Source organism: Sporosarcina koreensis (genome assembly GCF_000826145.2).
Taxonomy (GTDB): Bacteria; Bacillota; Bacilli; order Bacillales_A; family Planococcaceae; genus Sporosarcina; species Sporosarcina trichiuri.
On record NZ_LN651337.1, the window covers coordinates 1,362,133 to 1,385,088 of the forward strand.

General features: G+C 56.8%; 26 protein-coding genes and 1 riboswitch. Of the genes, 5 read left to right on the forward strand and 21 right to left on the reverse strand.

What is annotated here, in order from left to right; all coding sequences use genetic code 11:
• Nucleotides 1-43: 43 nt before the first annotated feature.
• Nucleotides 44-1,537, forward strand: coding sequence for a glycerol kinase GlpK (glpK, locus tag BN1190_RS12475; RefSeq protein WP_040287348.1), 1,494 nt, complete (start codon nucleotides 44-46; stop codon nucleotides 1,535-1,537).
• A 438-nt stretch (nucleotides 1,538-1,975) separates the two neighbouring features.
• Here glpK and BN1190_RS12480 read toward each other — a convergent pair whose 3' ends face one another.
• Nucleotides 1,976-2,884, reverse strand: coding sequence for a diacylglycerol/lipid kinase family protein (locus BN1190_RS12480; RefSeq protein WP_040287349.1), 909 nt, complete (start codon nucleotides 2,882-2,884; stop codon nucleotides 1,976-1,978).
• Nucleotides 2,885-2,943: 59 nt separating this feature from the next.
• Entirely contained in the window at nucleotides 2,944-3,390 is a 447-nt protein-coding gene (locus BN1190_RS12485) for a DUF4385 domain-containing protein (RefSeq protein ID WP_040287350.1), read from the reverse strand.
• Nucleotides 3,391-3,561: 171 nt separating this feature from the next.
• Between BN1190_RS12485 and BN1190_RS12490 the strand changes: the two genes are divergently transcribed.
• Nucleotides 3,562-4,083: a competence protein ComK gene (locus tag BN1190_RS12490; RefSeq protein ID WP_082023401.1), complete on the forward strand. Its 522-nt coding sequence runs from the start codon at nucleotides 3,562-3,564 to the stop codon at nucleotides 4,081-4,083.
• A 142-nt stretch (nucleotides 4,084-4,225) separates the two neighbouring features.
• Entirely contained in the window at nucleotides 4,226-4,552 is a 327-nt protein-coding gene (locus BN1190_RS12495) for a DUF378 domain-containing protein (RefSeq protein ID WP_040287352.1), read from the forward strand.
• A 70-nt stretch (nucleotides 4,553-4,622) separates the two neighbouring features.
• On the opposite strand, the gene BN1190_RS12500 is transcribed toward BN1190_RS12495, so the two are convergent.
• The 5 genes from BN1190_RS12500 to BN1190_RS14875 form a co-directional block, all read right to left on the reverse strand.
• Complete coding sequence (locus BN1190_RS12500) at nucleotides 4,623-5,693, reverse strand: DUF871 domain-containing protein (RefSeq protein WP_040287353.1); 1,071 nt, start codon at nucleotides 5,691-5,693, stop codon at nucleotides 4,623-4,625.
• Nucleotides 5,694-5,780: 87 nt separating this feature from the next.
• Nucleotides 5,781-7,160 carry a PTS transporter subunit EIIC gene (locus tag BN1190_RS12505; RefSeq protein ID WP_040287354.1) on the reverse strand — a complete coding sequence of 460 codons (1,380 nt, stop codon included), beginning with the start codon at nucleotides 7,158-7,160 and terminating at the stop codon, nucleotides 5,781-5,783.
• 54 nt (nucleotides 7,161-7,214) lie between these two features.
• Entirely contained in the window at nucleotides 7,215-8,108 is an 894-nt protein-coding gene (murQ, locus tag BN1190_RS12510) for an N-acetylmuramic acid 6-phosphate etherase (RefSeq protein WP_040287355.1), read from the reverse strand.
• Nucleotides 8,109-8,220: 112 nt separating this feature from the next.
• Complete coding sequence (locus tag BN1190_RS12515) at nucleotides 8,221-9,060, reverse strand: MurR/RpiR family transcriptional regulator (RefSeq protein WP_040287356.1); 840 nt, start codon at nucleotides 9,058-9,060, stop codon at nucleotides 8,221-8,223.
• Nucleotides 9,061-9,218: 158 nt separating this feature from the next.
• The gene (locus tag BN1190_RS14875; protein WP_144036100.1) at nucleotides 9,219-9,437 is read right to left on the reverse strand and encodes a hypothetical protein; all 219 of its coding nucleotides are present in this window, start codon (nucleotides 9,435-9,437) and stop codon (nucleotides 9,219-9,221) included.
• A 536-nt stretch (nucleotides 9,438-9,973) separates the two neighbouring features.
• Between BN1190_RS14875 and BN1190_RS12525 the strand changes: the two genes are divergently transcribed.
• The gene (locus BN1190_RS12525; protein WP_040287358.1) at nucleotides 9,974-10,237 is read left to right on the forward strand and encodes an excalibur calcium-binding domain-containing protein; all 264 of its coding nucleotides are present in this window, start codon (nucleotides 9,974-9,976) and stop codon (nucleotides 10,235-10,237) included.
• A 46-nt stretch (nucleotides 10,238-10,283) separates the two neighbouring features.
• Here BN1190_RS12525 and BN1190_RS12530 read toward each other — a convergent pair whose 3' ends face one another.
• The 13 genes from BN1190_RS12530 to BN1190_RS15075 form a co-directional block, all read right to left on the reverse strand.
• Nucleotides 10,284-10,784 (reverse strand): DUF1648 domain-containing protein, encoded by a 501-nt coding sequence (locus tag BN1190_RS12530; RefSeq protein ID WP_040287359.1) that lies wholly within the window; start codon nucleotides 10,782-10,784, stop codon nucleotides 10,284-10,286.
• 75 nt (nucleotides 10,785-10,859) lie between these two features.
• Nucleotides 10,860-11,465, reverse strand: a complete 606-nt coding sequence (locus BN1190_RS12535) for a response regulator transcription factor (RefSeq protein WP_040287360.1) — start codon at nucleotides 11,463-11,465, stop codon at nucleotides 10,860-10,862.
• On the reverse strand, nucleotides 11,462-12,577 hold the full coding sequence (locus BN1190_RS12540; protein WP_040287361.1) for a sensor histidine kinase: 1,116 nt from the start codon (nucleotides 12,575-12,577) through the stop codon (nucleotides 11,462-11,464). Before BN1190_RS12540 ends, BN1190_RS12535 begins: the two co-directional genes overlap by 4 nt.
• A 3-nt stretch (nucleotides 12,578-12,580) precedes the next feature.
• Nucleotides 12,581-13,318, reverse strand: coding sequence for an ABC transporter permease (locus BN1190_RS12545; RefSeq protein WP_040287362.1), 738 nt, complete (start codon nucleotides 13,316-13,318; stop codon nucleotides 12,581-12,583).
• Nucleotides 13,319-14,206: an ABC transporter ATP-binding protein gene (locus BN1190_RS12550; protein WP_040287363.1), complete on the reverse strand. Its 888-nt coding sequence runs from the start codon at nucleotides 14,204-14,206 to the stop codon at nucleotides 13,319-13,321.
• 466 nt (nucleotides 14,207-14,672) lie between these two features.
• Nucleotides 14,673-15,899 carry a DUF819 domain-containing protein gene (locus BN1190_RS12555; RefSeq protein ID WP_040287364.1) on the reverse strand — a complete coding sequence of 409 codons (1,227 nt, stop codon included), beginning with the start codon at nucleotides 15,897-15,899 and terminating at the stop codon, nucleotides 14,673-14,675.
• Nucleotides 15,896-16,900: a dipeptidase gene (locus BN1190_RS12560; RefSeq protein ID WP_040287365.1), complete on the reverse strand. Its 1,005-nt coding sequence runs from the start codon at nucleotides 16,898-16,900 to the stop codon at nucleotides 15,896-15,898. The genes BN1190_RS12555 and BN1190_RS12560 overlap by 4 nt, the downstream gene beginning before the upstream one ends.
• Before the next feature lie 403 nt (nucleotides 16,901-17,303).
• Nucleotides 17,304-17,651, reverse strand: a complete 348-nt coding sequence (locus BN1190_RS12565; protein WP_040287366.1) for an antibiotic biosynthesis monooxygenase — start codon at nucleotides 17,649-17,651, stop codon at nucleotides 17,304-17,306.
• A complete protein-coding gene (locus BN1190_RS12570) occupies nucleotides 17,648-18,067 on the reverse strand; it encodes an ankyrin repeat domain-containing protein (RefSeq protein WP_040287367.1) in 420 nt (139 codons plus the stop codon). The genes BN1190_RS12565 and BN1190_RS12570 overlap by 4 nt, the downstream gene beginning before the upstream one ends.
• 1 nt (nucleotide 18,068) lies before the next feature.
• Nucleotides 18,069-18,848 carry an ABC transporter ATP-binding protein gene (locus tag BN1190_RS12575; RefSeq protein ID WP_040287368.1) on the reverse strand — a complete coding sequence of 260 codons (780 nt, stop codon included), beginning with the start codon at nucleotides 18,846-18,848 and terminating at the stop codon, nucleotides 18,069-18,071.
• Nucleotides 18,835-19,881, reverse strand: a complete 1,047-nt coding sequence (locus BN1190_RS12580; protein ID WP_052461861.1) for a FecCD family ABC transporter permease — start codon at nucleotides 19,879-19,881, stop codon at nucleotides 18,835-18,837. The genes BN1190_RS12575 and BN1190_RS12580 overlap by 14 nt, the downstream gene beginning before the upstream one ends.
• Nucleotides 19,878-20,888 carry an ABC transporter substrate-binding protein gene (locus tag BN1190_RS12585; RefSeq protein ID WP_040287369.1) on the reverse strand — a complete coding sequence of 337 codons (1,011 nt, stop codon included), beginning with the start codon at nucleotides 20,886-20,888 and terminating at the stop codon, nucleotides 19,878-19,880. Before BN1190_RS12585 ends, BN1190_RS12580 begins: the two co-directional genes overlap by 4 nt.
• A gap of 347 nt (nucleotides 20,889-21,235) precedes the next feature.
• Nucleotides 21,236-21,406: a hypothetical protein gene (locus BN1190_RS15075; protein WP_179860787.1), complete on the reverse strand. Its 171-nt coding sequence runs from the start codon at nucleotides 21,404-21,406 to the stop codon at nucleotides 21,236-21,238.
• 103 nt (nucleotides 21,407-21,509) lie between these two features.
• Nucleotides 21,510-21,609: riboswitch (SAM riboswitch) on the forward strand.
• A 76-nt stretch (nucleotides 21,610-21,685) separates the two neighbouring features.
• Between BN1190_RS15075 and BN1190_RS12590 the strand changes: the two genes are divergently transcribed.
• Nucleotides 21,686-21,973 (forward strand): hypothetical protein, encoded by a 288-nt coding sequence (locus tag BN1190_RS12590; protein WP_040287370.1) that lies wholly within the window; start codon nucleotides 21,686-21,688, stop codon nucleotides 21,971-21,973.
• 62 nt (nucleotides 21,974-22,035) lie between these two features.
• Here the strand turns inward: BN1190_RS12590 and BN1190_RS12595 are convergent, their stop codons facing one another.
• Nucleotides 22,036-22,914 (reverse strand): DMT family transporter, encoded by an 879-nt coding sequence (locus BN1190_RS12595; protein WP_040287371.1) that lies wholly within the window; start codon nucleotides 22,912-22,914, stop codon nucleotides 22,036-22,038.
• Nucleotides 22,915-22,956 lie beyond the last annotated feature (42 nt).

Here is a 22,956-nt window from a genome sequence, read left to right on the forward strand (position 1 = left end):
AGCTGCATAAGAATTGGAAGACGGAAGATAGGAGGAATTCATGATGAGCGAACAATATATGCTTGCACTCGACCAGGGGACGACCAGCTCGCGGGCAATCCTGTTCAATCAGGATGGTGAAGCTGTCTATACAGCCCAGCAGGAATTCAAGCAGTATTTCCCGAAGACGGGCTGGGTTGAACATAATGCGGTTGAAATCTGGAGTTCCATCCTGTCCGTCATCGCGGGTGTTTTATCCGAAAAGAATCTCTCCCCCGATCAAATTGCCGGTATCGGCATCACGAACCAGCGGGAAACGACCGTCGTCTGGGATAAGGAGACCGGCAATCCGATCTGCAATGCAATCGTCTGGCAATCCCGGCAGACATCGGATATTTGTGAAGACCTGAAAGCCGGCGGGCATTCGGAACTGATCCGCGACAAGACCGGACTGCTCATCGATCCTTATTTCTCCGGCACGAAAGTGAAATGGATCCTCGATCATGTGGAAGGAGCACGTGCGCGCGCAGAACGCGGCGAGCTGCTGTTCGGCACGATCGATACATGGCTCGTCTGGAAACTGTCCGGCGGCGCTGCGCATATCACCGACTATTCGAATGCGTCCCGGACAATGATGTACAACATCCATGAGCTGGAGTGGGATGACGAACTGCTGGCGCTGCTTGACGTCCCCCGCCGGATGCTGCCTGAAGTCCGGCCATCCTCGGAAATCTATGCACACACCGAACCGAGCCGGTTCTTCGGCCGCGCTGTTCCGATTGCCGGCATTGCGGGCGATCAGCAGGCCGCCCTGTTCGGTCAGGCCTGCTTCGATAGGGGCATGGTGAAAAACACATACGGAACAGGCTGCTTCATGCTCATGAACACCGGTGAGGAAGCCGTCCACTCAGAGCACGGTCTGCTGACGACGATTGCCTGGGGACTTGACGGAAAGGTCGAGTATGCATTGGAGGGCAGCATCTTTGTCGCCGGCTCCGCTATCCAATGGCTGCGGGACGGTCTGCGGATGATCCGGACGGCCGAGCAGAGCGAAGCGTATGCCGCACGGGTGACGTCATCGGATGGTGTCTATGTCGTTCCCGCCTTCGTCGGTCTCGGGACACCCCATTGGGACAGCGGCGTGCGGGGGGCTGTGTTCGGACTGACCCGCGGGACGGCGAAAGAGCACTTCATCCGTGCGACGCTCGAGTCGCTTGCGTACCAGACGAAAGATGTGCTGGATGCGATGGAGGCGGATTCGGGGATTTCCTTGAAGTCGCTTCGTGTCGATGGCGGCGCGGTGGCGAACGATTTCCTGATGCAATTCCAGGCCGACTTGCTCGATGTGCCGGTCGAACGGCCGTCCATCAGGGAAACGACCGCTCTCGGAGCCGCCTATCTTGCCGGACTGGCGGTCGGCTTCTGGGAAGACTGTTCGCAGATCCAGGAACGCTGGCTGCGGGACGAACAATTCACGCCTCAGATGGATGCTCCGGAACGCGATGCACTGTATGGCGGCTGGCAGAAGGCCGTGAAGGCCGCACAGCTGTTCAGATAACAAAAAGACACACAGGCCGCTGGCGGCTTTGTGTGTCTTTTGTAGTTATCAGGATTGTGACAGGCACCCGGCTCTGCCGCCCGTTGGATATGTGAAGTTATGAGCGCTTCGGCAGCATTTATGAGCGGGAATTTGATTTTATGATCACTTTGGCCGGTTTATGAGCGGTATCCTCGATTTATGATCACTTTGGCCGGTTTATGAGCGGTATTGCAAATTTATGATCACTTTCCAGCAGTTTATGAGCGCTGGCGGTTCCAGTGCTCCGAAGCGGCATAGAACTCCTTCGCCGCGGCCCCGTTGCCCGGCGTATATGTGAAGTTATGAGCGCTTCGTTGTCATTTATGAGCATTCCTGTTTATGATCACTTTCACAGTTTCATGAGCAAAATCCCCGTTTCGTGGATCGTTTCCCTGCCCTTCTCACCAGCCGCGACAGTCATTCTTCCGCCATGTCGGTCTCAGGGACGAGGAGCCGGAGATGACCCGGCAAGACTTGTATCTCCCCCGTCAATTCTTCGTACAGTTCTCCATCCATATCGGCGAGCTGCTGGCCGGCCGCCTGGATTTTCAGCTGCTTCACCCTGACGTACTCAATTGTGTCCAGATCGGCATTGTCGGTGTCTTCGTTCCGCAAGGACATCAGTTCACGCAGCGTGGCCAGGTTTGTGTTCCGGAAGATGAGCAGGTCCAGCTCACCATCGAACGGCGTGATGCCGGCGATCGGGATCGGCGTTGTCGCGAGCGACGAACCGTTCAGTACGAAAATCGCGATCGCCTCTCCGATCAGCCGTTCCCCGTCGGCAACGATTTCGAACGGGAACGATTCCGCCTCTTTCAGTGTCCGCAGCGTGCTCGTCATGTAACTGAGCGGCCCGAAATTCCGTTTCGTGCCGGAGTCCACGTTCTTCGACGTGGCGGCGGCCAGGCCGATCCCCCAGAAGTTAATGAAGTGCCGGCTTCCGGCCCGTCCGACATCCGTTTCGACTATTTTTCCGCCTGTGAGTGATTCTGCAGCTTCCTCCAAGTCCTGCGGCATGCCGATTGTACGGGAGAAGTCATTCGACGTGCCGCCCGGCAGGACGGCGAGCAGCGGCCGTTCGTCCAGCTGTGCGATAACGTCGATGCAGTGATGGACAGTTCCATCGCCGCCCATGATGACGAACAGGTCGTATTTTCCGGCCTGTCTGCACAATGCCTGCGACTCCTCCTCGTTCTCGGGGCGGGCGATCGTCAGCCGTTTCGCCATGTTGGACAGCGACGGCACGACATCCGTCAGCCTGTGTTCCGTACGCTCTGCACCTGAGTTGTCATTGACCAGCAGCATTGCATGCTGAAACGTGTACATACTTCCTCCTCCTTTTTCCGTTTCCTGTAATTCGGGAACGGCTGCCTGCGGGGCCGCTTTCACCCATACTTCCGCTGATGCTCTTTCTTCCTGCGGAGATAATCCTCATCCGCCCGGATGGCATCCCAGCGTTCCTTGAAGATAGCAGCTGAAGCAGCCTTCTCCGGATCTTCCTGACGCGGCTTTACAGTGCCGTCCTCGTTATACTTCCGACCACCCTTGTAGTTGGTATAGCGGCGGGCCCGCGTATACCCCATCTGGATGAACTTGCGGGCCATGTCCATCCCGACAAAATCATCGTCCTTCCTGTACTCTTCGAACAGCTCGGAGATTTTATTCGCCGACTCTTCGGCGATCTCCGGCGTCTTGAACCGCCAATACGGCAGGATTTCACTTTTATACGGTTCCACGAGCAGGACGCCCTGTTCCCCTTTTCCGACCCGGTACAGTTCGGGGTGCTGGCGCAAGTCCAGTTCCTTATAATCCAGTTCATAATCGAACGGCATCACGGGCAGACTCCTTCCAATTCGTTTATTTCTTGAATTACCCGCTGTTCCAGCACCTGAAACGGCGTGACAGAGCGCTACTTGGCGACAGACAGGCAGCTCCGCTGTCGAAAACTGTCGATAACATCTCCCGTCCGATCGAGCCGGAACTTGTATAATGGAATCATCGACTTGCAGAAGGGAATGACCCGCATGCTTTGTGACAGTTACATGCTCGACAGTCAGGCATTAGCACTGACCGGATATTCCGATGACCTTGGGAACCGATCGATGATTCTGACGATGCACGGGACATACATTTCCAGACAGGCGCCTGTGGAACTGCTGAAACAGGCCTGCCTTGCGGGCGGTTCAGCGAAAACCGCCCGCAAACGCGAAGCCGCCGCCATATTGAAGTCACGGCAGAAACTTCCGTTCATCCTTACTGACGGGATCGGCGTGTTCCCCACAAGCTCTTCCCGCCACTCAACATGCGTCTGGGTGTTCAATCACTTCTTTACGCCTTCCTTCCTGGAGAAAAAGAAGACCGTCCTTACATTTTCATCCGGTCTTTCAATAGAAGCACCGGCGTCCATACATACGATCCATCAACAGGCCGGCCGCCTGCACATGCTGCTGCTCCGTGCAGAAGAGGAACGCCTTGAGGCCAATTTACGCAGACTGCCCCATCCGCCCGGCCGCTTTTTACGGTAACCGGCAGTCAGCAGGACGGTTCTTCATCCAGGTTCTGCATTTCCCTTCATTCCATGCATGAAATCCAGGATTCGGCAAATAGTAAGGGTGGATCGTTTTCCGGAACCGGAAGATATCCCACTATGCTAAAGGAGATGACCCCATGCGGATTGTTACACGGATTGCATTGGCACTTGTCATTATCGGCGCATTGAACTGGGGGATGATCGGCCTCTTCCAATTCGATTTGGTCGCGACATTGTTCGGCGGTCAGGATGCCGTGCTGGCACGTATCGTCTACACATTGGTCGGCCTCAGCGGCATCGTCTGTATCGGCTTGCTCTTTGAAACCGATGATGCGGCAGATACCGGCTCCGAGTACACATCGTACACACGTCCCGATTTCAATACGGAATTCGGGGAGGAACCGGACTTTTCAGATCCTCATACAAAGACTGAAAAGAAGACGGACGACGACACTATGCTGTAAACGGACACCGCCCGGTCATCTGTATCTGACCGGGCGGTGTTTGACTTGGAGGTTTCATTTGTAAATATGATCATTGCCAGATGATGCGGAACTTCTGGCTGCCGCCGATATACTTGAGCAGCGGCAGATCCTCTTCAACGACACGGCCAAGGACATTGACACGTTCGTCCTGCTGCAGATCCCGTTTCGTCACTTGCAGCTCCCCCTGATAGCGCATGTAGCGCTCGTTGTCGACGGTGATGGAGCCTGTGGATCGGTCTGTGCAGTTACGGACAGGGACGTTGAGGCCGGATGCCATCGCTGCGTGACGGGATTCGGTCGAGCGGATGACATCCCGGGCGCTGTCCGGGCGGTTCGTATGGACGGTCTCCGCACGGTTCAGTGCTTCCCCGTCAGCTTCTGCCGCCTTGTCGGCACGCAGCGGAATGATGCCTTCCCCATAAGCCGCATATTGGGCAAGGGATGCCCCGCTCAGTGATGGGTCGCCGATCAGCACCTTATCCGTTCCTGTATCCCGCAAGAGCTCCAGGCAGGCAGCAAATGGAGACGATCTGCGGTGTTTTTCGAGTGTCGGCAATGTTTCGAACAAGGGTCCCCGCAGCGCACCGTCGCCCGGGGCGAACGCCATCACCGTCAGACCTTCTTCGTGCAGCCAGTCATTGCGCTGCGTGAATTCCTCTTTGCCAAGAGCCGTTTCGGGACGCGGATAAAAATTATGCCATGCCTCCGCTGCCTCCAGGTTCAGACCAGCTGCCTTCATGGCCGCAATTTCATCATGTGTGACGGTGCTGGCATTCACCGCAACGCGCATCGTCTGCGAAAGTGCTGCAATCGTTTCAGGCGCGATCCCGTAATCGAGCCGGAGTCCGCTGATGCCCCATTCCGTCAGCTGGTCCGCCTGTTCGAACGACAGACCGAGATTTCCGAGAGCGGTCGGGCTGACATCCACCATCAGTTCCATGCCGAGTCCACGCGCGAGCGCACCGAGCTGCCGGACTTCCTCCTTATAGGCCGATGCGTCGTTCTCCGGTACATGAAGCGATGTGAAAATCGAGCGGAATCCCGCTGCCTGCATCGCGCGGAGCCGCTCTTCGTGTATGTGAAATGGTTCTGTACCAAGATAGACTGAACATCCGATCATGAGTAACCCCTCCGATAAATTCATTTTACGGTGTAAACAAAGGAAGCACTCATCTCCCGATTGGCGGAAGATGAATGCTCTGTTCATTTAAATATCGCGTGCCATTTCCTCTTTGAAGCCGAACAAGTACGTGAACAGGAATCCGCCGCCATATGCGATCAGCAATCCAAGGAAGTAGAACAGGTACTTGCCGTCGTCAATCAGCGGAATGAGTGAGATACCAGAGACCCCGATACCTGTCGCCGCTGTGTGCATGACCGCCTGGAATGCACCGCCGAGCGCGGCTCCCATACAGGCCGTAATGAACGGACGGCCGAGCGGCAGGGTGACCCCGTACAGCAGCGGCTCCCCGATTCCGAGGAATCCGACCGGCAACGCACCTTTGATGATGTTGCGGAGACGGCGGTTTTTCGTTTTCACGAAGATCGCCATCGCGGCACCGACCTGACCGGCACCTGCCATTGCAAGGATCGTCAGCAATGCTGTGTTGCCGTAGGTGTTAATAAGCTCCAAGTGGATCGGCGTCAGACCATGGTGCAGGCCGACCATGACGAGCGGCAGGAAGAATCCTGCAAGTACAGCACCGGCCACGACTCCGCCGACATCCAATACAGACGTCAGGCCTTTTGTGATCCCGTCTGCGAGCAGGCCGGCGACCGGCACGACTGCATACAGCGAGAAGAATCCGACCACAAGAACCGTAATCAGCGGTGTAAAGATGATATCGACGGCTGCCGGCATGATTTTCCGGACATTCTTCTCAACGAATGTCATGAGCCATGCGGCAAAGATGACGCCGAACAGTCCGCCGCGCCCGACGACAAGCGGTTCACCGTAAATCGTGATTTCAGCAAGGAACGGGTTGAAGAGGAACATCCCGGCAATCGCCCCGAGTACGGGCGTTCCGCCGAACTCCTTCGCCGTGTTCCAGCCGACGATGACTGCCAAGTATGTGAAGACGGACGTACCGAGAAGCAGAAGGATCTGCATCCATGTCTGGTCAGGGTTGACGCCTGCGTTCTTCGCGAAGTTCGCGGCCCCGTTGATGATCCCTGATGCAACCAGTCCCGGGATCAGCGGGATGAAGATGTTACCGATCCGCCGCAGGAAGTTCTTGAACGGGGTCCGGTTCTTCTCTTTTCGGCGTTCGCGGTCGACCGCCGCGCGCTCTTCGAATGTCAGGCTGTCGTATTCCGGCTCGGATTCTTCTCCGATGCCGAGCCCCGTGATCTGGCTCATTTCGTCGGCCACCCGGTTGACTGTGCCCGGTCCGATGACGACCTGCAATGTTTCATCGACGACCACCCCCATGACGCCGTCGACTTTCTTCAGTGCTGCGATGTCGGCTTTGCCGTCGTCTTTCAGTGTCAGCCGCAGCCGTGTCATACAGTGGGCGATCTTGCGGATATTATCCTTACCGCCGACGTGCTCGAGAATCCCATTGGCCATTTGCTGTTCTTTTCTCATCCTTGCACCCTCCCTTTTTCTCCCTTTATGGTATGTACGGTCAGCCACCGGGAATTATGACCGGGCTGCCGCCTTTCTCACAAATCCGCCGGCAGCTTCAATACGTTCAGCCGCTTCCTCTTTCGTGCAGTCGAGCAGGATCATGATGACCGCTGTCTTCACATGGTGACCGGAAGCCTCGTAAGCCTGTGCGGCAGTTTCTTCATCTGCCCCGGTCGCTTCCATGATGATCCGTATGGAACGGACCTGAAGTTTTTCATTGGTCGCCTGGACATCGATCATCAGGTTTTCATACGCCTTGCCGATGCCGATCATCGCGGCGGTCGAGATCATGTTGAGCACCATCTTCTGGGCACTTCCCGCTTTCAGACGGGTGGACCCTGTCAGCACTTCCGCACCGGTCGGCAGCTCGATTGCGATATCTGCATAACGGCTGATTTCTGCGTCCTCGTTATTGCTGATGCTGATCGTATGGGCCGCCGTCTCGCGCGCATACTGGAGAGCGCCGATGACATACGGCGTCCGGCCGCTTGCCGCGATGCCGATGACGGTATCATTGCCGTTCAGCCCGATCTCCTTCAGGTCCTGGACACCGAGGTCAGGGTCGTCTTCAGCCCCTTCGACCGCCTTCGTAAACGCTTTCAGTCCGCCGGCGATCAAGCCGACCACCATATCCGGTGAAACCCCGAATGTCGGGACACATTCGACAGCATCCAAAATACCGAGCCGTCCGCTCGTTCCTGCACCGATATAGATGAGCCGTCCGCCTTTCTGGAAGGAATCCGTGACAGCCTCGACAGTTTTCGTGATAACATCGATTTTGTTATGTATGATCTGTGTGACGGAGGCGTCCTCCCGGTTCATCGCCTGCAGCACGTCAGCCACGGACATTTCATCCAGCTGCATCGTCAGTGGATTCCGTTTTTCCGTGCCGAGTTTCTCAAGCATCCGATCACTCCTCTTCATGCGTTTTCTGACTCTATTGTACGCACGAAGGAAATTACAAGTCAATAGAATATCTAAAATATATGAAACTAAGTTTCACTTTATGCAAAAATGATTATCTTCTCAACTTCACCGCTTGTTCCCTGGCATTCTGGTACTGATCGAGAATCGACTCGCCCATCTGGTTGACGAGACTGATGTAGAGCGCATCGATGACTGTCAGTTGTGTCATACGGGAAGTGATGCTGCCGACACGGAAATCCTTCTCGACATTCGGCGTCGCGAGCTGGATATCGGATTCCTTGCACAGCGGCGACTTATTGAGATTCGTGATGGCGATCAAAACTGCTTTCTGCTGTTTTGCGAACCGTGCCAGTTCGACGACATCTTTCGTCTCACCGGACATGCTGATGGCGACGAACACATCGTTTTCACTCAGGAACGGAATGATGGACAGCATATAATGGAAGTCTGCATGGTATTCGACCTGATAGCCGAGTTTTGCGAACTTGAATTGTGCATCCATCGCAGCGACAGCGGAACCGCCGACACCGTAAAATAGAATCCGGCGCGCTTTCTGCAGCGTATTGACTGCCCGCTCCAGTTCCTTCTTTTCGATGGACGCAAGCAGCAGGTCGATCGCCCCCCGGTTGACATGGACGACTTTCTGGAACAGTTCGTACGGTGAGTCTTTTTTCTGGGTGATGGAAAAGTCCGTGATGTATTCTTCCGTGTTGACGAGTTCCTGGGCAAGCAGGATCTTGAACGCTTTGAAACTGCTGATGCCGACGGATTTCGTGAACCGGACAACTGATGCCTCACTGACATCCGCTTTCGCGGCCAGTTCCTTCGTCGTCATCGTCGGGATGAGTTCTGCGTGGTTCAGCACATACTCGGCGATTTTTCGCTCCGTTTTTGAAAACCGGCTCAGCTGCCTTCTGATTTGTCCAAGCATGTTTTCATCTCCTTCCAGTCAGGTGGGTTTCATCCATTATGAAGCAAGCCCGCCGTGTTTGACAATGTGTATTTTGGCGGCTGCTCATGTGGCAGGCTTTCCCGCTTTCGTCCCAGGCGCTTTCAGCGGAGGAACAGCAGTCTGCCAGACGGTTTGTGTCAGACATCCGACACTTTGGAGGAGGAACCGGCCGGGCTGCGCGGGGTATCGGACATTTCGTGCGATGTATCGGACACTTGGCGCGCGGTATCGGACACTTCGGTGGAAGTATCGGACAGTTGGCGCAGAGTATCGGACACTTCGCCGAATTTATCGGCATCCAGGCACAATTCAAGGGCCTGGCTTGTGCTCGCGCTACTCGTTTTCTTTAGGGTCATTTTGGCCGCGGCGGCTTGCCAGGTCCATGGATCTTCCCTGCCGCGCTGAAAAGGGACAAGCCAGCACGCGCTCGGGGGGTATCGGACAGATCGCGCGATGTATCGGACACTGGGCGTGCGGTATCGGACACTTCGCCGGAAGTATCGGACAGTTGGCGCAAGGTATCGGACATTTCGCCGAATTAATCGGCATCCGGATACAATTCAAGGGCCTGGCTTGTGCTCGCGCTGCTCGTTTTCTGTGGTATCATTTTGGCCGCGGCGGCTTGCCAGGTCCATGGATCTTCCCTGCCGCGCTGAAAAGGGACAAGCCAGCACGCGCTCGGAGGGTATCGGACAGATCGCGCGAAGTATCGGACACTTGGCGTGCGGTATCGGACAGATCACCGAAAGTATCGGACACTTCGTGCAGGGTATCGGACACTTCGCCGAATTTATCGGCATCCGGGCACAATTGGACGCAAAAAAAAGCTTTCCGTCAATTGCCTGTTATTGTATACTGATGAAAAATCCTCTAACAGAATGGAGCACTCCCGATGAAACGTACAATCGCCTTTATTTCCGCCGCTGTCCTGGCCCTTGGTGTCGCGCTGGTTCCTGTTCAGCCTGCCGACGCAGCCCCCGCCAAATTCCAGAACTGCAAAATGCTGAACAAGACGTACAAAGGCGGCGTGGCGAGGGATGCCAAAGTCCGCAACAAAGGCGGCAAGACGAGATATGCACCGACTGTCAATGCAGCCCTTTATAACGCCAATAGCAAGATGGACCGTGACAAAGACGGCATCGCGTGCGAACGCTGATCCGGATTGAAAAAGAAGCATGCCCCATGACGGGACATGCTTCTTTTCACTTTATGCGCACCTGCTTCACTATACCGAAAACTGTCACTGCCAGCATCAGACCGATGATCGTGCCGGTCGCCCAGATGCCGAGCCCGGCGGATTTGCCGAGCGGCACCCGGACTATGTCGAGCTGGATTTGTGCGAACAGCACGAGGGTCAGATTCTTGATGCGGTTGAGCAGCGTCCGGCTCGCCGTATAGAGCCGCTCTGCGTTTTCCTCTGTCACAGGCTTCAGATAATTATGCCATTCCGGATGCCGCTCGAGAAATCCGAGCAGTGCGAACAGGCCGATCCCGAGAAGCGGCATGAGCATCAGGATCCATTTTGATCCATACCCGTCCGCCTCGCCCGCCCCGTTGAAATGGATCGGCACATTCTCCGGCAGCTGCGGCCACATGACAATAGAATAGATGATCGATCCAGCGAACAGCACGAGTCCGACCGCATCACACATACGATCCAGCACCGTTTTTTCCGTTTCAACCGCAATCGGATTCTTTTGCATGCGGACCGCCCCCCTTTCCTGTCACTTCCTGATGACTGTTCTACGGCCGGTCTCACGAAAAGTTTCACAAAACAGTCAATCCAGCCATCCTTTCTTCCGGCAGATCGAAAGCGCCTCGACTTTGTTCTTCGCCCCGACTTTCTGCAGGATGTCCGACAAATAATTGCGGACTGTCCCGGGTGACAAAAACAGGTCGGCGCCGATCTCTTTCGCCGTCTTCCCTTTCGCTGTGAGCTCCAGCACTTCCCGTTCCCGTCCGGTCAGCGGGCTCGTGTCCGCAAACTGTCCCATCACGAGTTCCGATGCATACTCCCGTTTACCGTCCATCACTTTGCGGATGGCTCCGGCCAATTCATCGACCGAGCCGTCTTTCAGCAGGTAGCCCCGGACGTCCGCAGCGAGCGCCCGCTCAAAATAGCCGGGCCGCGCGAATGTCGTCAGCATCACAACTTTGCAGTCCAGCCCTTTTGCTTTCAATGAATCCGCGACTTCCAGCCCGCTCATCTGTGGCATCTCGATATCGAGCAGGCAAATATCCGGCTGCAGCGTTTCAATCAGATGGAGCGCTTCTCTGCCATCCCCGGCTTCCCCGACGACACTGAAGTCCTCCTCGAATCCGAGAAGCGTGCCGAGCGCGCCGCGTAATATGCTCTGGTCTTCCGCTATGACTAATCGGATCATACGGTTCCCATCCCTTCTGCAGTGACTGGCAGCGGTACATGCAGGGCAAACTGCATACCTCCGCAGTCCGTCACAGCCATCGTCCCTTCGATGAGCGCCAGACGCTCCCGCATGCCCGCCAGTCCGTTGCCCCACTGCGCGCCGTCCATCCCAATGCCGTTATCGATGATCCGTACGGCGATTCCTCTTTCATCCTGAGCCATCGACACCGTACACGCATCTGCGCCGCTGTGCCGGACGATATTGGTCGCCGCTTCACGCAGGCACATCGCGAGGATGTTCTGCTTGAGCGGCGGCAGGTCCGGCAGTCCGGCTTCCTGTTCGATCTCCAATCGGATCCCGGCGGCCCCGAGCAGCTCCTCCATGGCGGCCAACTCACTGCCGATCGTGCCGCCGCGCATATCGGTGACAAGCTCCCTCACCTGCGTCAGCGCCGCGCGCGACGTTTCCTCGATCCCCGCCGCTTCAGCCGAAACCCGTTCGGGATCCTGTTTCACCCGCTGGATGACCTGGCTTTTCAAGGTGATCAGCGACAGCGTGTGACCGAGCGTGTCATGCAGATCCCGCGCGATCCGTACGCGTTCCTCCTGCCGGCTCAGCTGCCGGATGCGTTCATTCGCCTCGTCAAGCTGTTCTTCGAGCTGCCCGCGGAGCATGTTGCCGCGGACCGCAATCGGCGTCAGCGCCATCACGACAACGAATGGCAGCATCGTCAAGTTCGCGGACGCCCCATATTCGGAAAAGAAGTAGAACGTGATGACCGCGAGCACTGCGCCGAATCCGGTGATCCCGATACGGAACAGCCGGTCATCCCGGATCCAGCCGATGAAGTTCGACACATAGAACGCAAGGAGGAGGTTGTACGGCTGATAACTGACTGACAAGAGCAGGATGACTGCCAGCTGTACAGCGGACCAGACGAGATGGCCCCGATCGGTTTCCGTCCAGTACGCCTTCCGGTAGGCAGCGAGAAAGACGAGCAGGCAGACAATGCCGGCCCCCCGTTTCCAGCCTGTTTCATTCAACACGGTAATGACAGGCAGCGTCAGATAGGCAAGGAATACATATGGAATCAAGCCGAACCGTTTCGGGAATAGTTCTATCGGTTTCATCGTCTAGACCGCCTCCTGCCTCCGTCTTCGCTGTATCGATAGTATCATGAAAAGTCCTGTATAGGCGATCAGCACCAAAATGCCGGACAATTCCGGCGCACGGCCCTCCGCGATCGACCAGGCACCGGCACCGTACTGATAGGATGGCAGCCAGCTGGTGATGAAGCGGAAGATAGCCGGCAGCTGCTCCGCCGGCATCCACAATCCGCCCGCGATGGCGAGCGCCAAATACAGCAGGTTGCCGATCCCTGAAGCGGTGTCGGCTTTTTCCATTGTTCCGAGCAGGGTGCCGAGCGTGAGGAAGGGCAGGGCCCCCAGCGCAATCCAGGCAGCTGCAGAGAGCCATTCCCCGATACTCATGGACACACCGTTCAGCAGGGCGCCGCTGACGAAAATGACCGTGATACTGAAGACATGGACAGCGGATTGCCCCGCCATTTTGGCGATGAAATAGACAGGTCCGGAGACAGGTGTCGTCTTGAGATAGACCGTCCATCCCTGGTTCCGTTCCTGGACGAGCCGGAGACCGAGCGTGATGATCGAACTGCCCATCACACTGAAAACGGCCATCGACATGAGGAAATGACGGGCCCACGCGGCCTGATCGCCGACGTCCTGAACCATGATCTTCGTATAAAGCGCATAGAAGAAGATCGGCATGAGAAGCGACCAGAAGACGAAGTAGCGGTTCCGGAACACGCGAAGTGCTTCAAGCCGGCATTCGTTCCATAAGGTCTTCACTCAGCCCGCCTCCTTCCGCATGGTCAATGCTGTGTATGCGTCTTCCAGCGTGCCCCGGCGGATGGTGAGCTCCCGCAGTTCCACGCCGTGCGCCAGCAGCTCGTTCAGCAGACGGTCGGCATCCGGTGTGAACAGGGTGACGAGCGGGCCGTCTGTCCGGACGTCCGTAACCGTCAGCTGTCCAAGGAGTTCATCCGTCAGTGAGCCCGCATGGCGGAAACTGATCTGCTGCACGCTCAGCTGCTGTTTCAGTTCGCTTGGCGGCGCGTCGTATGTGAGCTCGCCGTCTTCCACAAGCAGGATGCGGGTGGCCGCCTGCTCCGCCTCCTCGATGTAATGTGTGGTGAACAGGACGGTCACCCCCTGCCCTGCGAGCCGTGAGACCGTTTCCCAAAACCGTCTTCGGGAAGGGGCATCCATCCCGACCGTCGGTTCATCCAGCACGAGCAGTTCCGGATTGCCGGCGAGGGCAAGCGCGAAATTGACACGCCGTTTCTGACCGCCGGATAACTTTTCTGTGCGCACACCGAGCAGCTCCTGTTCCAGGCCCGCGAGCTCCGCCAGTTCCTCAAGCGGCAGCGGATCGGCGTAGTACCCCCTCACCTGCTCGAGCACTTCACGGACGCTCACCAGATTGGGCACGCTCACTTCCTGCAGCATGACGCCTGTCTGTTCACGGACGGCGTGTGTCCCAGGCTGCCGTCCGAACACGGTTATCGTGCCGGCATCAGCTTTCTGCAGTCCGAGCAGCAGCCGGATCATCGTGCTCTTCCCCGCCCCGTTCGGTCCGAGCAGTGCCGCCACTTCACCTGCTTGGATGCCGAAACTGACATTGCTCACCGCGTCTTTCCGTTTGAAGGACTTTCCCACTTGGCGGAATTCAATCATGTCGATCACTCCCTTGACTTCATCGTACCGGATGCGGAAGAGCCGCGGCAGTCCATTCTGTCATCGATCCATATGACACTTGTCATATGATGCGGCCCCCGGTGGGTGATGATCAGGCGGAACTCTTGGAAAGTGATCATAAATTTCGGAAAGTGATCATAAATCTCGGATTCTGCTCATAAACCGCGGAAAGTGATCATAAACTCCGGTTTCCGCTCATAAACACGGGAAAGTGATCATAAAGGCGAAAAAATGATCATAACTTCACAATTACCGCGGCCGGCTGCCGGGCCCACCGCGCCCCGGGCCGCGCGAAAAGGGGGCAAGTCAAAAGACTAGCTTGCCGGCTCCGCTCCGCTTCGCATTTTATTCCGGAGACTGCGAAGGCGCTGCCCCTCGTTGGACACAAGCATGCTCCGTCCAATAAAAAAACGCTCCTCCCGGAAGGAGAAGCGCAGTGTGTCCGTCAGATGATTGTGGAGAACCAGAGGCCGAGCATGGTGCCGACATAGTTGCCGATGATGTAGCCGAGCGTGCCGACGACGAGGATCGGGCCGATAAGATCTTTCCAGCCTTTGGCGATCGCCAGCGCCGCCGCGGTTGTCGGACCGCCGATATTGGCATTGCTCGCAAGCAGGATGTCTTCGAGATTCGCTCTCATCAGCTTGCCGCCGATGAGTGACACGACCATGTTGATCATCACAATGATGAACACGAACAGGAGCAGCAGCGGCGCATTTTTGATGATGAACAGGATCGATGCCGGTATCCCGATCACGACGAAGAACAGGTAGATGAGGAATGTCCCGAGTTCCTGGCTGCCGTTGATTCGCTCGAAATAGCGCGGGAACAAGGCCAGCACGAGGAATGTAAGAGTCGTGAGCACCAGATACCGGTCGCCGAGGATGGCTTGGAAAACCGTCATGACCCCGGAATCCGCACCTTCTGCAGGAAACAGGCCATCGATGAAGTCTGCCAGTTTGAACGAAACGATGACAAGGAAAAATGCCGTGCCGACCGCCATCGCGATATCTTTCAATGAGATATCCTTCCGCTTCCAGAACCCTTCCGCGAGTGTCTTCCCTTCCTCCTGCCCTGCGCCGCTCTCCACCGCTTCGACATGCGGTGTCGTGTAGCGTTTGCGGAAAAAACCGATCGTCGGAATCAGCATGAGGATGACGAAATAGATGGCCATCATCAGATTATCCGCCACAACCGTCGCGGACACCATATCTTCGGGCGCATCGAATTTCGCTGTCATTGCCGCAAAGTTAACACCTCCACCGACGTACGAGGCGCTGATCATGCCCCCGATTTTATCCAGGTAGGGAATATGGTCTTTCAGCAGAAAGAAGCTGAGGATGGTTCCCGCCACCGTACCGATTGAACTGATCAGGAACAGAATGAGCAGCCGGCCGCTCTCCGTCCAGATCTTCTTGATGTTGACATGGAACAGAAGAAGCGGGATCGCAAGCGGAATGATGACCGCCCAGACCGCGTCATAGACCGGTGATTCCATCGGGATGATCTTGAAGTTGGACAAGGCGATCGCCCCGACGAGCGCAATGATGGCCCCCGACACTTTCGACGCCCAGCTGTAGCGCTGTTCCAGATAGATACTGACAGACGCCCAGACGACGATGATACCCCAGAGCGTCAGCGTGTCATCCGGCTGGATCAATGTATTCGTCACAAATTCCTCCTCCTTTCCTCCATCCTATGCAGGAAGCGCTCCGCATTCCTGAAACTGATCGCTTCGATCTCTTCTTCCGTAAAGCCGCGTTCCGCCATCCGTTTCAGAAGGGCCGGCACGTCCGACGCCGATGTCAGTCCGTCCGTGTAGATGTTCATGTCATCGCCGAGCGGATGGACTTCGAGGTACTGGATGAAGTCGAACCCGAACGCCACGTGTTCGATGCTTGCAGTCTCTTTCAGATGAATTGCATGGTCGATGAACCGATCCACCGTCGGTTCGGCCGCATCGACGAACTCCCCATAGGCATTGAGCCCGATCAAGCCGCCGGTTTCCGCAATCGCCCTGATCTGCCCGTCCGTCAGATTGCGGTCATGGTCGCACAACGCGCGCGCGTTGCTGTGGGAGGCGATCACGGGTCCATCCGCCGTCGCCAGGACGTCCCAGAAACTCGGTTCATCCAAGTGGGAGACGTCGATGAGCACGCCGTCTGCGGAGCATTTCCGGATCCATTCCTTTCCGAGCGCAGTGAGGCCCGCTTCTGCGGACGGCTCGGCTTCTCCCGTGCCGGATGCAAAGGCGTTGTTTTCATTCCACGCGAGGATCGAATGCTGAATCTGGCGGCTTTTCAGATCTTCCAGGATATCTGCGAGCGGCTCACCGGACTCCTTCATGAGCGTATGTACGAACGTGATGCCTTCCAGCCCGAGATAGAGGGTGATCTTATCGCCGGATGGCTCGTCCGGCCCGCCGTGGAACGGACGGATCACCGCCGTTTCGGACTCCGCAAGATCAGCCATCGCCGCTTCCGCCAGTTCCCGGAAGCGCACGAGCGGCCGGTCTGCGAAAGCAGGTTCCGTCCAGAACACACAGATGACCGCCGTCACGCCGCCCGCCCGCAGCACAGGCGCATGCAGCCGATCGAACACGTTCCGCTCCCCGGCCGCCCGACGGAATGCGATATCCGTGAACAGATCGGAGTGCAGATCGAACACTTTCATACCACATCACTCTCCTTTTCTCAATAATTCTAACATATCGAACTAGTAACTTATCCATTATAGCCCCTCCTGTCAAGATTGCGGATGAACCCTGTGCCGTCTTGATGCATTTGTACTGCGCCCGCTCATAAATCATGAAAAGTGATCATAAATATCAAAGTTTGCTCATAAAACCCGGAAAGTGATCATAAACTCCGGATTCCGCTCATAAACCGGCGTAAATGATCATAAAAACGAATTTCCGCTCATAAACCTCTCCAAAGCGCTCATAACTTCACATCTGCCGCGGTCCGCTGCGCCCATTCACCCGCTCACCTGGCCGCCAGCAACAGCGACGTCCTCGCTCAATTCATCCACACCAAAAAACACTCCGCCCAAAGGCGAAGTGTCCGCATCCTGCATCTTATTCAGCCGGCAGATGCCGGTGTACGACCGTATACGTCGACAATTCCGCGCCGAGGATCGGATTGGACTTGCCCTCCCCGTCCGCTGCCGGCTTCTTCTCCTGCTGCTCCCCATGGGCCTTGCCGTTCGCCCGGCTCTCGAGCCAGTTCTTGAAATCGGCTTCCTCATTCCATGTCGTGCAGATGTGGAGCTCGTCGTGGTCCTCGAGATTCTCCTTCTGCAGCACTTCCATGCGGATGAACCCCGGGAACGTATGGACCGATTTCGGGTTCGCGAAACGGTCCGCGACCTCCTTGGCCCGGCCTTTTTCAATGCTGATAACGTTGACTGCGATCATCTGTGTCATACGAGCGCCTCCCTTTTCGATAATAAGTACTCGACAACAGGACGCGCATGCTCCCCTCCGCGTTCCGCATGACGGAGCAGCGGGATGCCATGCGCCCCTTTTGCGTCGATCATGAGCGGATACCGTTCCACCAGACTGCGCACGATATCGAGTTCCCCGAGCATCGCGGCGGTGAAGATATCCATCCGTGCATCCTTCGACAGCAGGAATTCCGCGATGTCGCGGTTCCCTGTATGGGCAGCTGCCCCGAGACCGCTTTCCCAGTCGTCCCCGCCCCAGTTCATGACACTGTGGACGAGCGCCGGTTCTGCAGCAACGAGTGCCCGCACCTCCGACAGATTGCCGTGTGCCGCGATGATGAATTCCCGGACGAGCCCCGCGTCCAGCTGTCCTTTCCGTTCCCCTTCCTGCCTCATCTCAATCACCCTTTTCCAGTTTAGTCGGCGTAAAGAAACACGTGCCGTTCCGTGTGAAGATATCTGCGTTGATCTCAAAGATGGATTTGAACATGTCCTTGCACAATACACATTGCGGGATCCCGTCGAACCGCACCGTCCCGTCTTTCAGCACGATGATCCGGTCACTGTAGCGCGCGGCCTGGTTGATGTCGTGCAGCACCATGATCACCGTCATACCGAACTGCCCGTTCAGCTCCCTGACCAATTCCATCACTTCGAGCTGGTGGGCGATGTCCAAGTACGTCGTCGGTTCATCCAGCAGCAGGACTTTCGGCCGCTGCGCCACGGCCATCGCAATCCATGCACGCTGCCGTTCACCGCCGGACAGCGAGTTGAGCAGCCGGTCCCGGAACTTGTCCATTCCGGTCACCCCGAGTGCCCACTCCGCCACCTCCCGATCTTCGGCAGACAGCCGCCCATGCCGGCTGCGGTGCGGGTGCCGGCCGAATTCCACGAGTTCCCCGACGGTCAGATCGAGCTGGTGGTCATGCATCTGCGGCAGCATGGCCAGTGTCTTCGCAATCGTTCGTGTATCGAGCTGCGAAATCTTCTGACCATCAAGGACGACGGCCCCTTCATCAGGAGACAGCAGCCGGGAGATGACCCGGAGGAATGTCGATTTCCCCGACCCGTTCGGACCGATCAGGCTCACAATCTCCCCCTCCCGGACCGTCAGATTGATATCCTCCAGCGCAAACGTCTCGGACTGCCGGTAGCACACTTGTTCAGCTGTCAGCAAAAGAACCCCTCCGTTTCTGAATCAAGTACAGGAAGAATGGCCCGCCAAGGAACGACAGCAGGATGCCGACGGGCAGTTCGATCGGATTGAATGCCGTCCGGGCGACCGTGTCCGCCGTGATGACGAGCAGCGCCCCGCCGATCGCTGACGCCGGCAGCAAGTACCGGTGGTCGCCTCCGACGAGCGAGCGCATGATGTGCGGCACGACAAGCCCTACGAAACCGATCAGTCCGGCGACACTGACTGCGATCCCCGCAAGCAGGGTGCTCAGGATGATCAGGTAAAACCGGCTCCGTTCGACTTTGTGGCCGAGCAGCTTTGCAACTTCGTCTCCGAGCCGTAAAATCCGGATATGCGGAATGGCGAATACCGAGAGAACGAGCGCGGCCAGTGCATACCAGATGATGGAGCCGAGCTGCACCCATCCTGCACCCGCAATCCCGCCCGCGAGCCACGGCAGCACGGACTGTACCCGGTCGCTGTACAGCAGCATGAGCGCACTCATCGCTGCGCCGATGACTGCGTTCACAGCAACGCCGACGAGAATGATGCGGACCGGCGACGCCCCGCCTTTCCAGGACATCGCATAGATCACGAGAGCCGTAATGAGCGCGCCGAGGAATGCCGCGGCGGGCAGCAGCATGATGTACGCCGGGTAGATGATCATGATGATTGTCGCGGCAAGGCCGGCTCCAGACGATACTCCGATAATGCCGGGGTCCGCGAGCGGGTTCCGCATGATCCCCTGGAGGATCGATCCCGAAGCGGCGAGGCACATGCCGATGATCAGCCCGATCAGCAGCCGGGGCAGCCGGAGTTCCCAGACGATACGCCGCTCCAGAGAGTCATCCGCATTCAGCAGGCCGTTCATGATCTCTGAGAAAGTAAACGATACCGATCCGACCATCAGGCTGACCGCTGCCGCGATGACGAGCAGGACAGCCCCTGAGATCAGTACGGCTGCACGCCGTTTTGCGAGCGGATGGATACGTGCGGGACTACAGGCGGTCCGCTGTTCTCCGGCTGCGATCATTTGGCTTCCGCTTCCTTCAGGCTTTCAATCATCACGTCAAACGCGTCCGCCACTTTCGTCCCCGGGTTCGTGCCGAACAGATGGGATGGCAGTACAGTCACCTTGCCGTTCTTAACTGCATCGAGGTTTTTCCATGCCGGATTCTTCGCCATCTCCCCTTCGAATGCGGACTTCACCGCTTCCGGATCCCCGTGCGTGATGAGCATGACCGCTTCCGGGTTGCGCTCGATGATCTTTTCCGTGCTCAGGCTCGCATACTGCGGGTAGTTGTCCTCTTTCGGCAAATCGGAAGCGATATTCTCCCCGCCTGCGCGTTCCAGCAGATCCCCCGACAGGGAGTTCGGAAGCGCAGCGAGGTAGGAGCCTGGCGCACCGTACACGAGCAGCGTCTTGACACCTCTCTTCTCAGCCTGACCCGCCGCCTGGTCCATCTTATCCTCGATCTGCATTGTCAGCTCCTCCGCTTCGTCCTGTTTGCCGAGCATCTGACCGAAGTTGCCGATCGTCTGCAGGATGTCATCGACCGAATTGGCCGCTGTGTAGACAACTTTCGTTCCCTGTGCTTCGAGACTCGCCGCATGCTGCTTGAAACTCGCGGACGCGACGAGCACGTCCGGGTGCACTTCCGCGATCTTCTCGAAGTTCGGCTGGTGCGGATTGCCGATCTCCTGGATATCCTTCAGCTCATCAGCAGCCGGCCCTTGGGAAGACGGGCGGCCGACGACATTCGCGCCAAGCGCAAGCAGCATGTCGAGATCCCCTCCGCTGAGTGCCGCTGCAGATGCCGGTGCCTCCTCGAATGAAACCGTCTCGCCTGCTGCATCCTGGAATTCTATCGTTCCATTCTCATTTACATCTAGAGATTGAGAAGTCTGTACAGATGCGGCTGCTGTTTCAGCAGAGACATCCGGCTCTCTCCCGCTGTCCTGACTGTTGTCCGCAGCACCACACGCCGCAAGCAATAACAGCCCTGCAGCGGTGGCTGCTGCCAATAGTGTTTTCCTCATTTCCATTCCCCCTATTATGTAATTGATAATGAATCTCAATAATTGAGAGTATAATTGATAATGAGAATCGTTGTCAATTAAGTTTTCAGAATTAGTGCTTAGGAGCCATGCCTGCTGTTTGCTGAGTTCGCCATCATAACAAGTCGCCGGCGAGCAAGGGATTCCCCTCTGAATTGTGCCTGGATGCCGATGAATTCAGCGAAGTGTCCGATATGCAGCGCCATCCATGTGATACTTCTGTTAAATGTCCGATACCTTCCGCCAAATGTCCGATACTCCATCCGATTTGTCCGATATGCCCAGGGAGACGGACTGGCTTGTCAGTTTGCTGCGCGTCTCGGGAGCCGTCATGGAGGTGGCGGGCTGCCGCGGGACAGGGTGCCCTGCAGGAAACGAGCGCCAGCGAGCACAAGCCGGCACTTGAATTGTGTCCGGATGCCGATGAATTCAGCGAAATGTCCGATATACAGCGCCATTTGTCCGATACTCCCGGTGATCTGTCCGATACTTTCTGCCAAATGTCCGATACACCACCCGATCTGTCCGATATGCCAGCGGGCAGCCCCATTGTCGCCCGCGCAAATCCGTGTTACACTGGACCCAACTGAATGAACGACTCTTTTCTTATCCAGAGAGACCGAGGGACTTGGCCCGATGACGTCTCAGCAACCTGCGCTTGCGCAAGGTGCTGCTGCCAACAGGGAAACCTGGCCGATGAGGGGAATTTGCGCACACTGCAGCTCTTCTCTTTCGGGGGGAGGGTTTTTTGTTCAGCAAATCCAGAAGGAGTGACCGATATGATGACGATCGAGGAATTGTACGCAGAAAAGGAGAAGGCGCAGCGAAAGCAGCCGACGAGCATGGCCGGCGCCATGAAACGCCACCAGACGCTCGCCCGGGTGCAGGCGGACATCGACTATTTCGATCAGGGCGATCTGCTGTCGAAGAAAGCGATCCGCAAAGAACTGGAAAAGATCACCGAGCTGCAGCAGCAGGCGGACGACCTCCAGCGGGAAATCGAGCGCCGCAAAAATGACCTTCTGCAGGACGTCTTCGGGACAGCCGCCGAACAGCTGAAGAAATGAACAGAAAAACCCCCGTTCCGTGGATCGATTCCACAGAACGGGGGTTTATCAATTGCATCGCGTCATTTCTTCGCAAGCTCCGCCGGCACTTCCTCGCCGCCGCGGTTCCGTAAAAACATGTACAGCGACGCACCGAAGATGATGAAGTAGCCGATGAAACTGTACAAATCGGGGATCTGGCCGAGCAGGAAGAAGCCGAGGATCGCCGAGAACACGACGGTGAAATAGTTGAACACCGAAATCTCCTTCGCCGGTGCGAACTTGTAGGCGAGCGTGATCCCGAACTGGCCGATCGTCGCGAACACCCCGGCCAGCAGCAGATAGATCGTCTGCTGCAGACTCATCGGCTCATACGTCCACAGCACGAACGGCAGCAGCACAACTGTCGTGAAACCTGAGAAGTAAAACACGACCGTATAGAACTGCTCCCGGCTGCCGAGTGCGCGGAGCACCGTATACGCAGCTCCTGCAAACACAGCCGACAAAATGCCGGCCGCATACGGCACGATGTCGAGCGAGAATGACGGTTTGATGATGAACAGCGTGCCGAGGAACGCTACGAGGATGCTGTACACCTGGAACGGTTTGACGTGCTCCTTCAAAAAGACCGCCGCGAACATGATCGTGAAGAACGGACTCATCTTATTGAGCATGTCTGCATCCGCCAGCACGAGATGGTCGATAGCATAGAAGAACAGGATGATGCCGAGCGCACCAAGTGCGGAACGCAGCAACAGCAGGCCCTGGTTCTCACGGCGGCCGAACAGCCGCTCCTTGAAATGGACCACAAAAAAGAAGGCAATCACCATGGATACGCCATTCCGGAAAATCGTTTTCTGCATCGTCGGCACATCCCCCGACAGCTTGACGAACGCCGTCATGAGGGAGAAGCCGAACGCCGATGCGAGCAATAGTAAGATCCCTTTGTTGCGATTCGTCATAATGGCCTCCGGTCTGGATGAATTCCGTGTTCCAGTCTACCA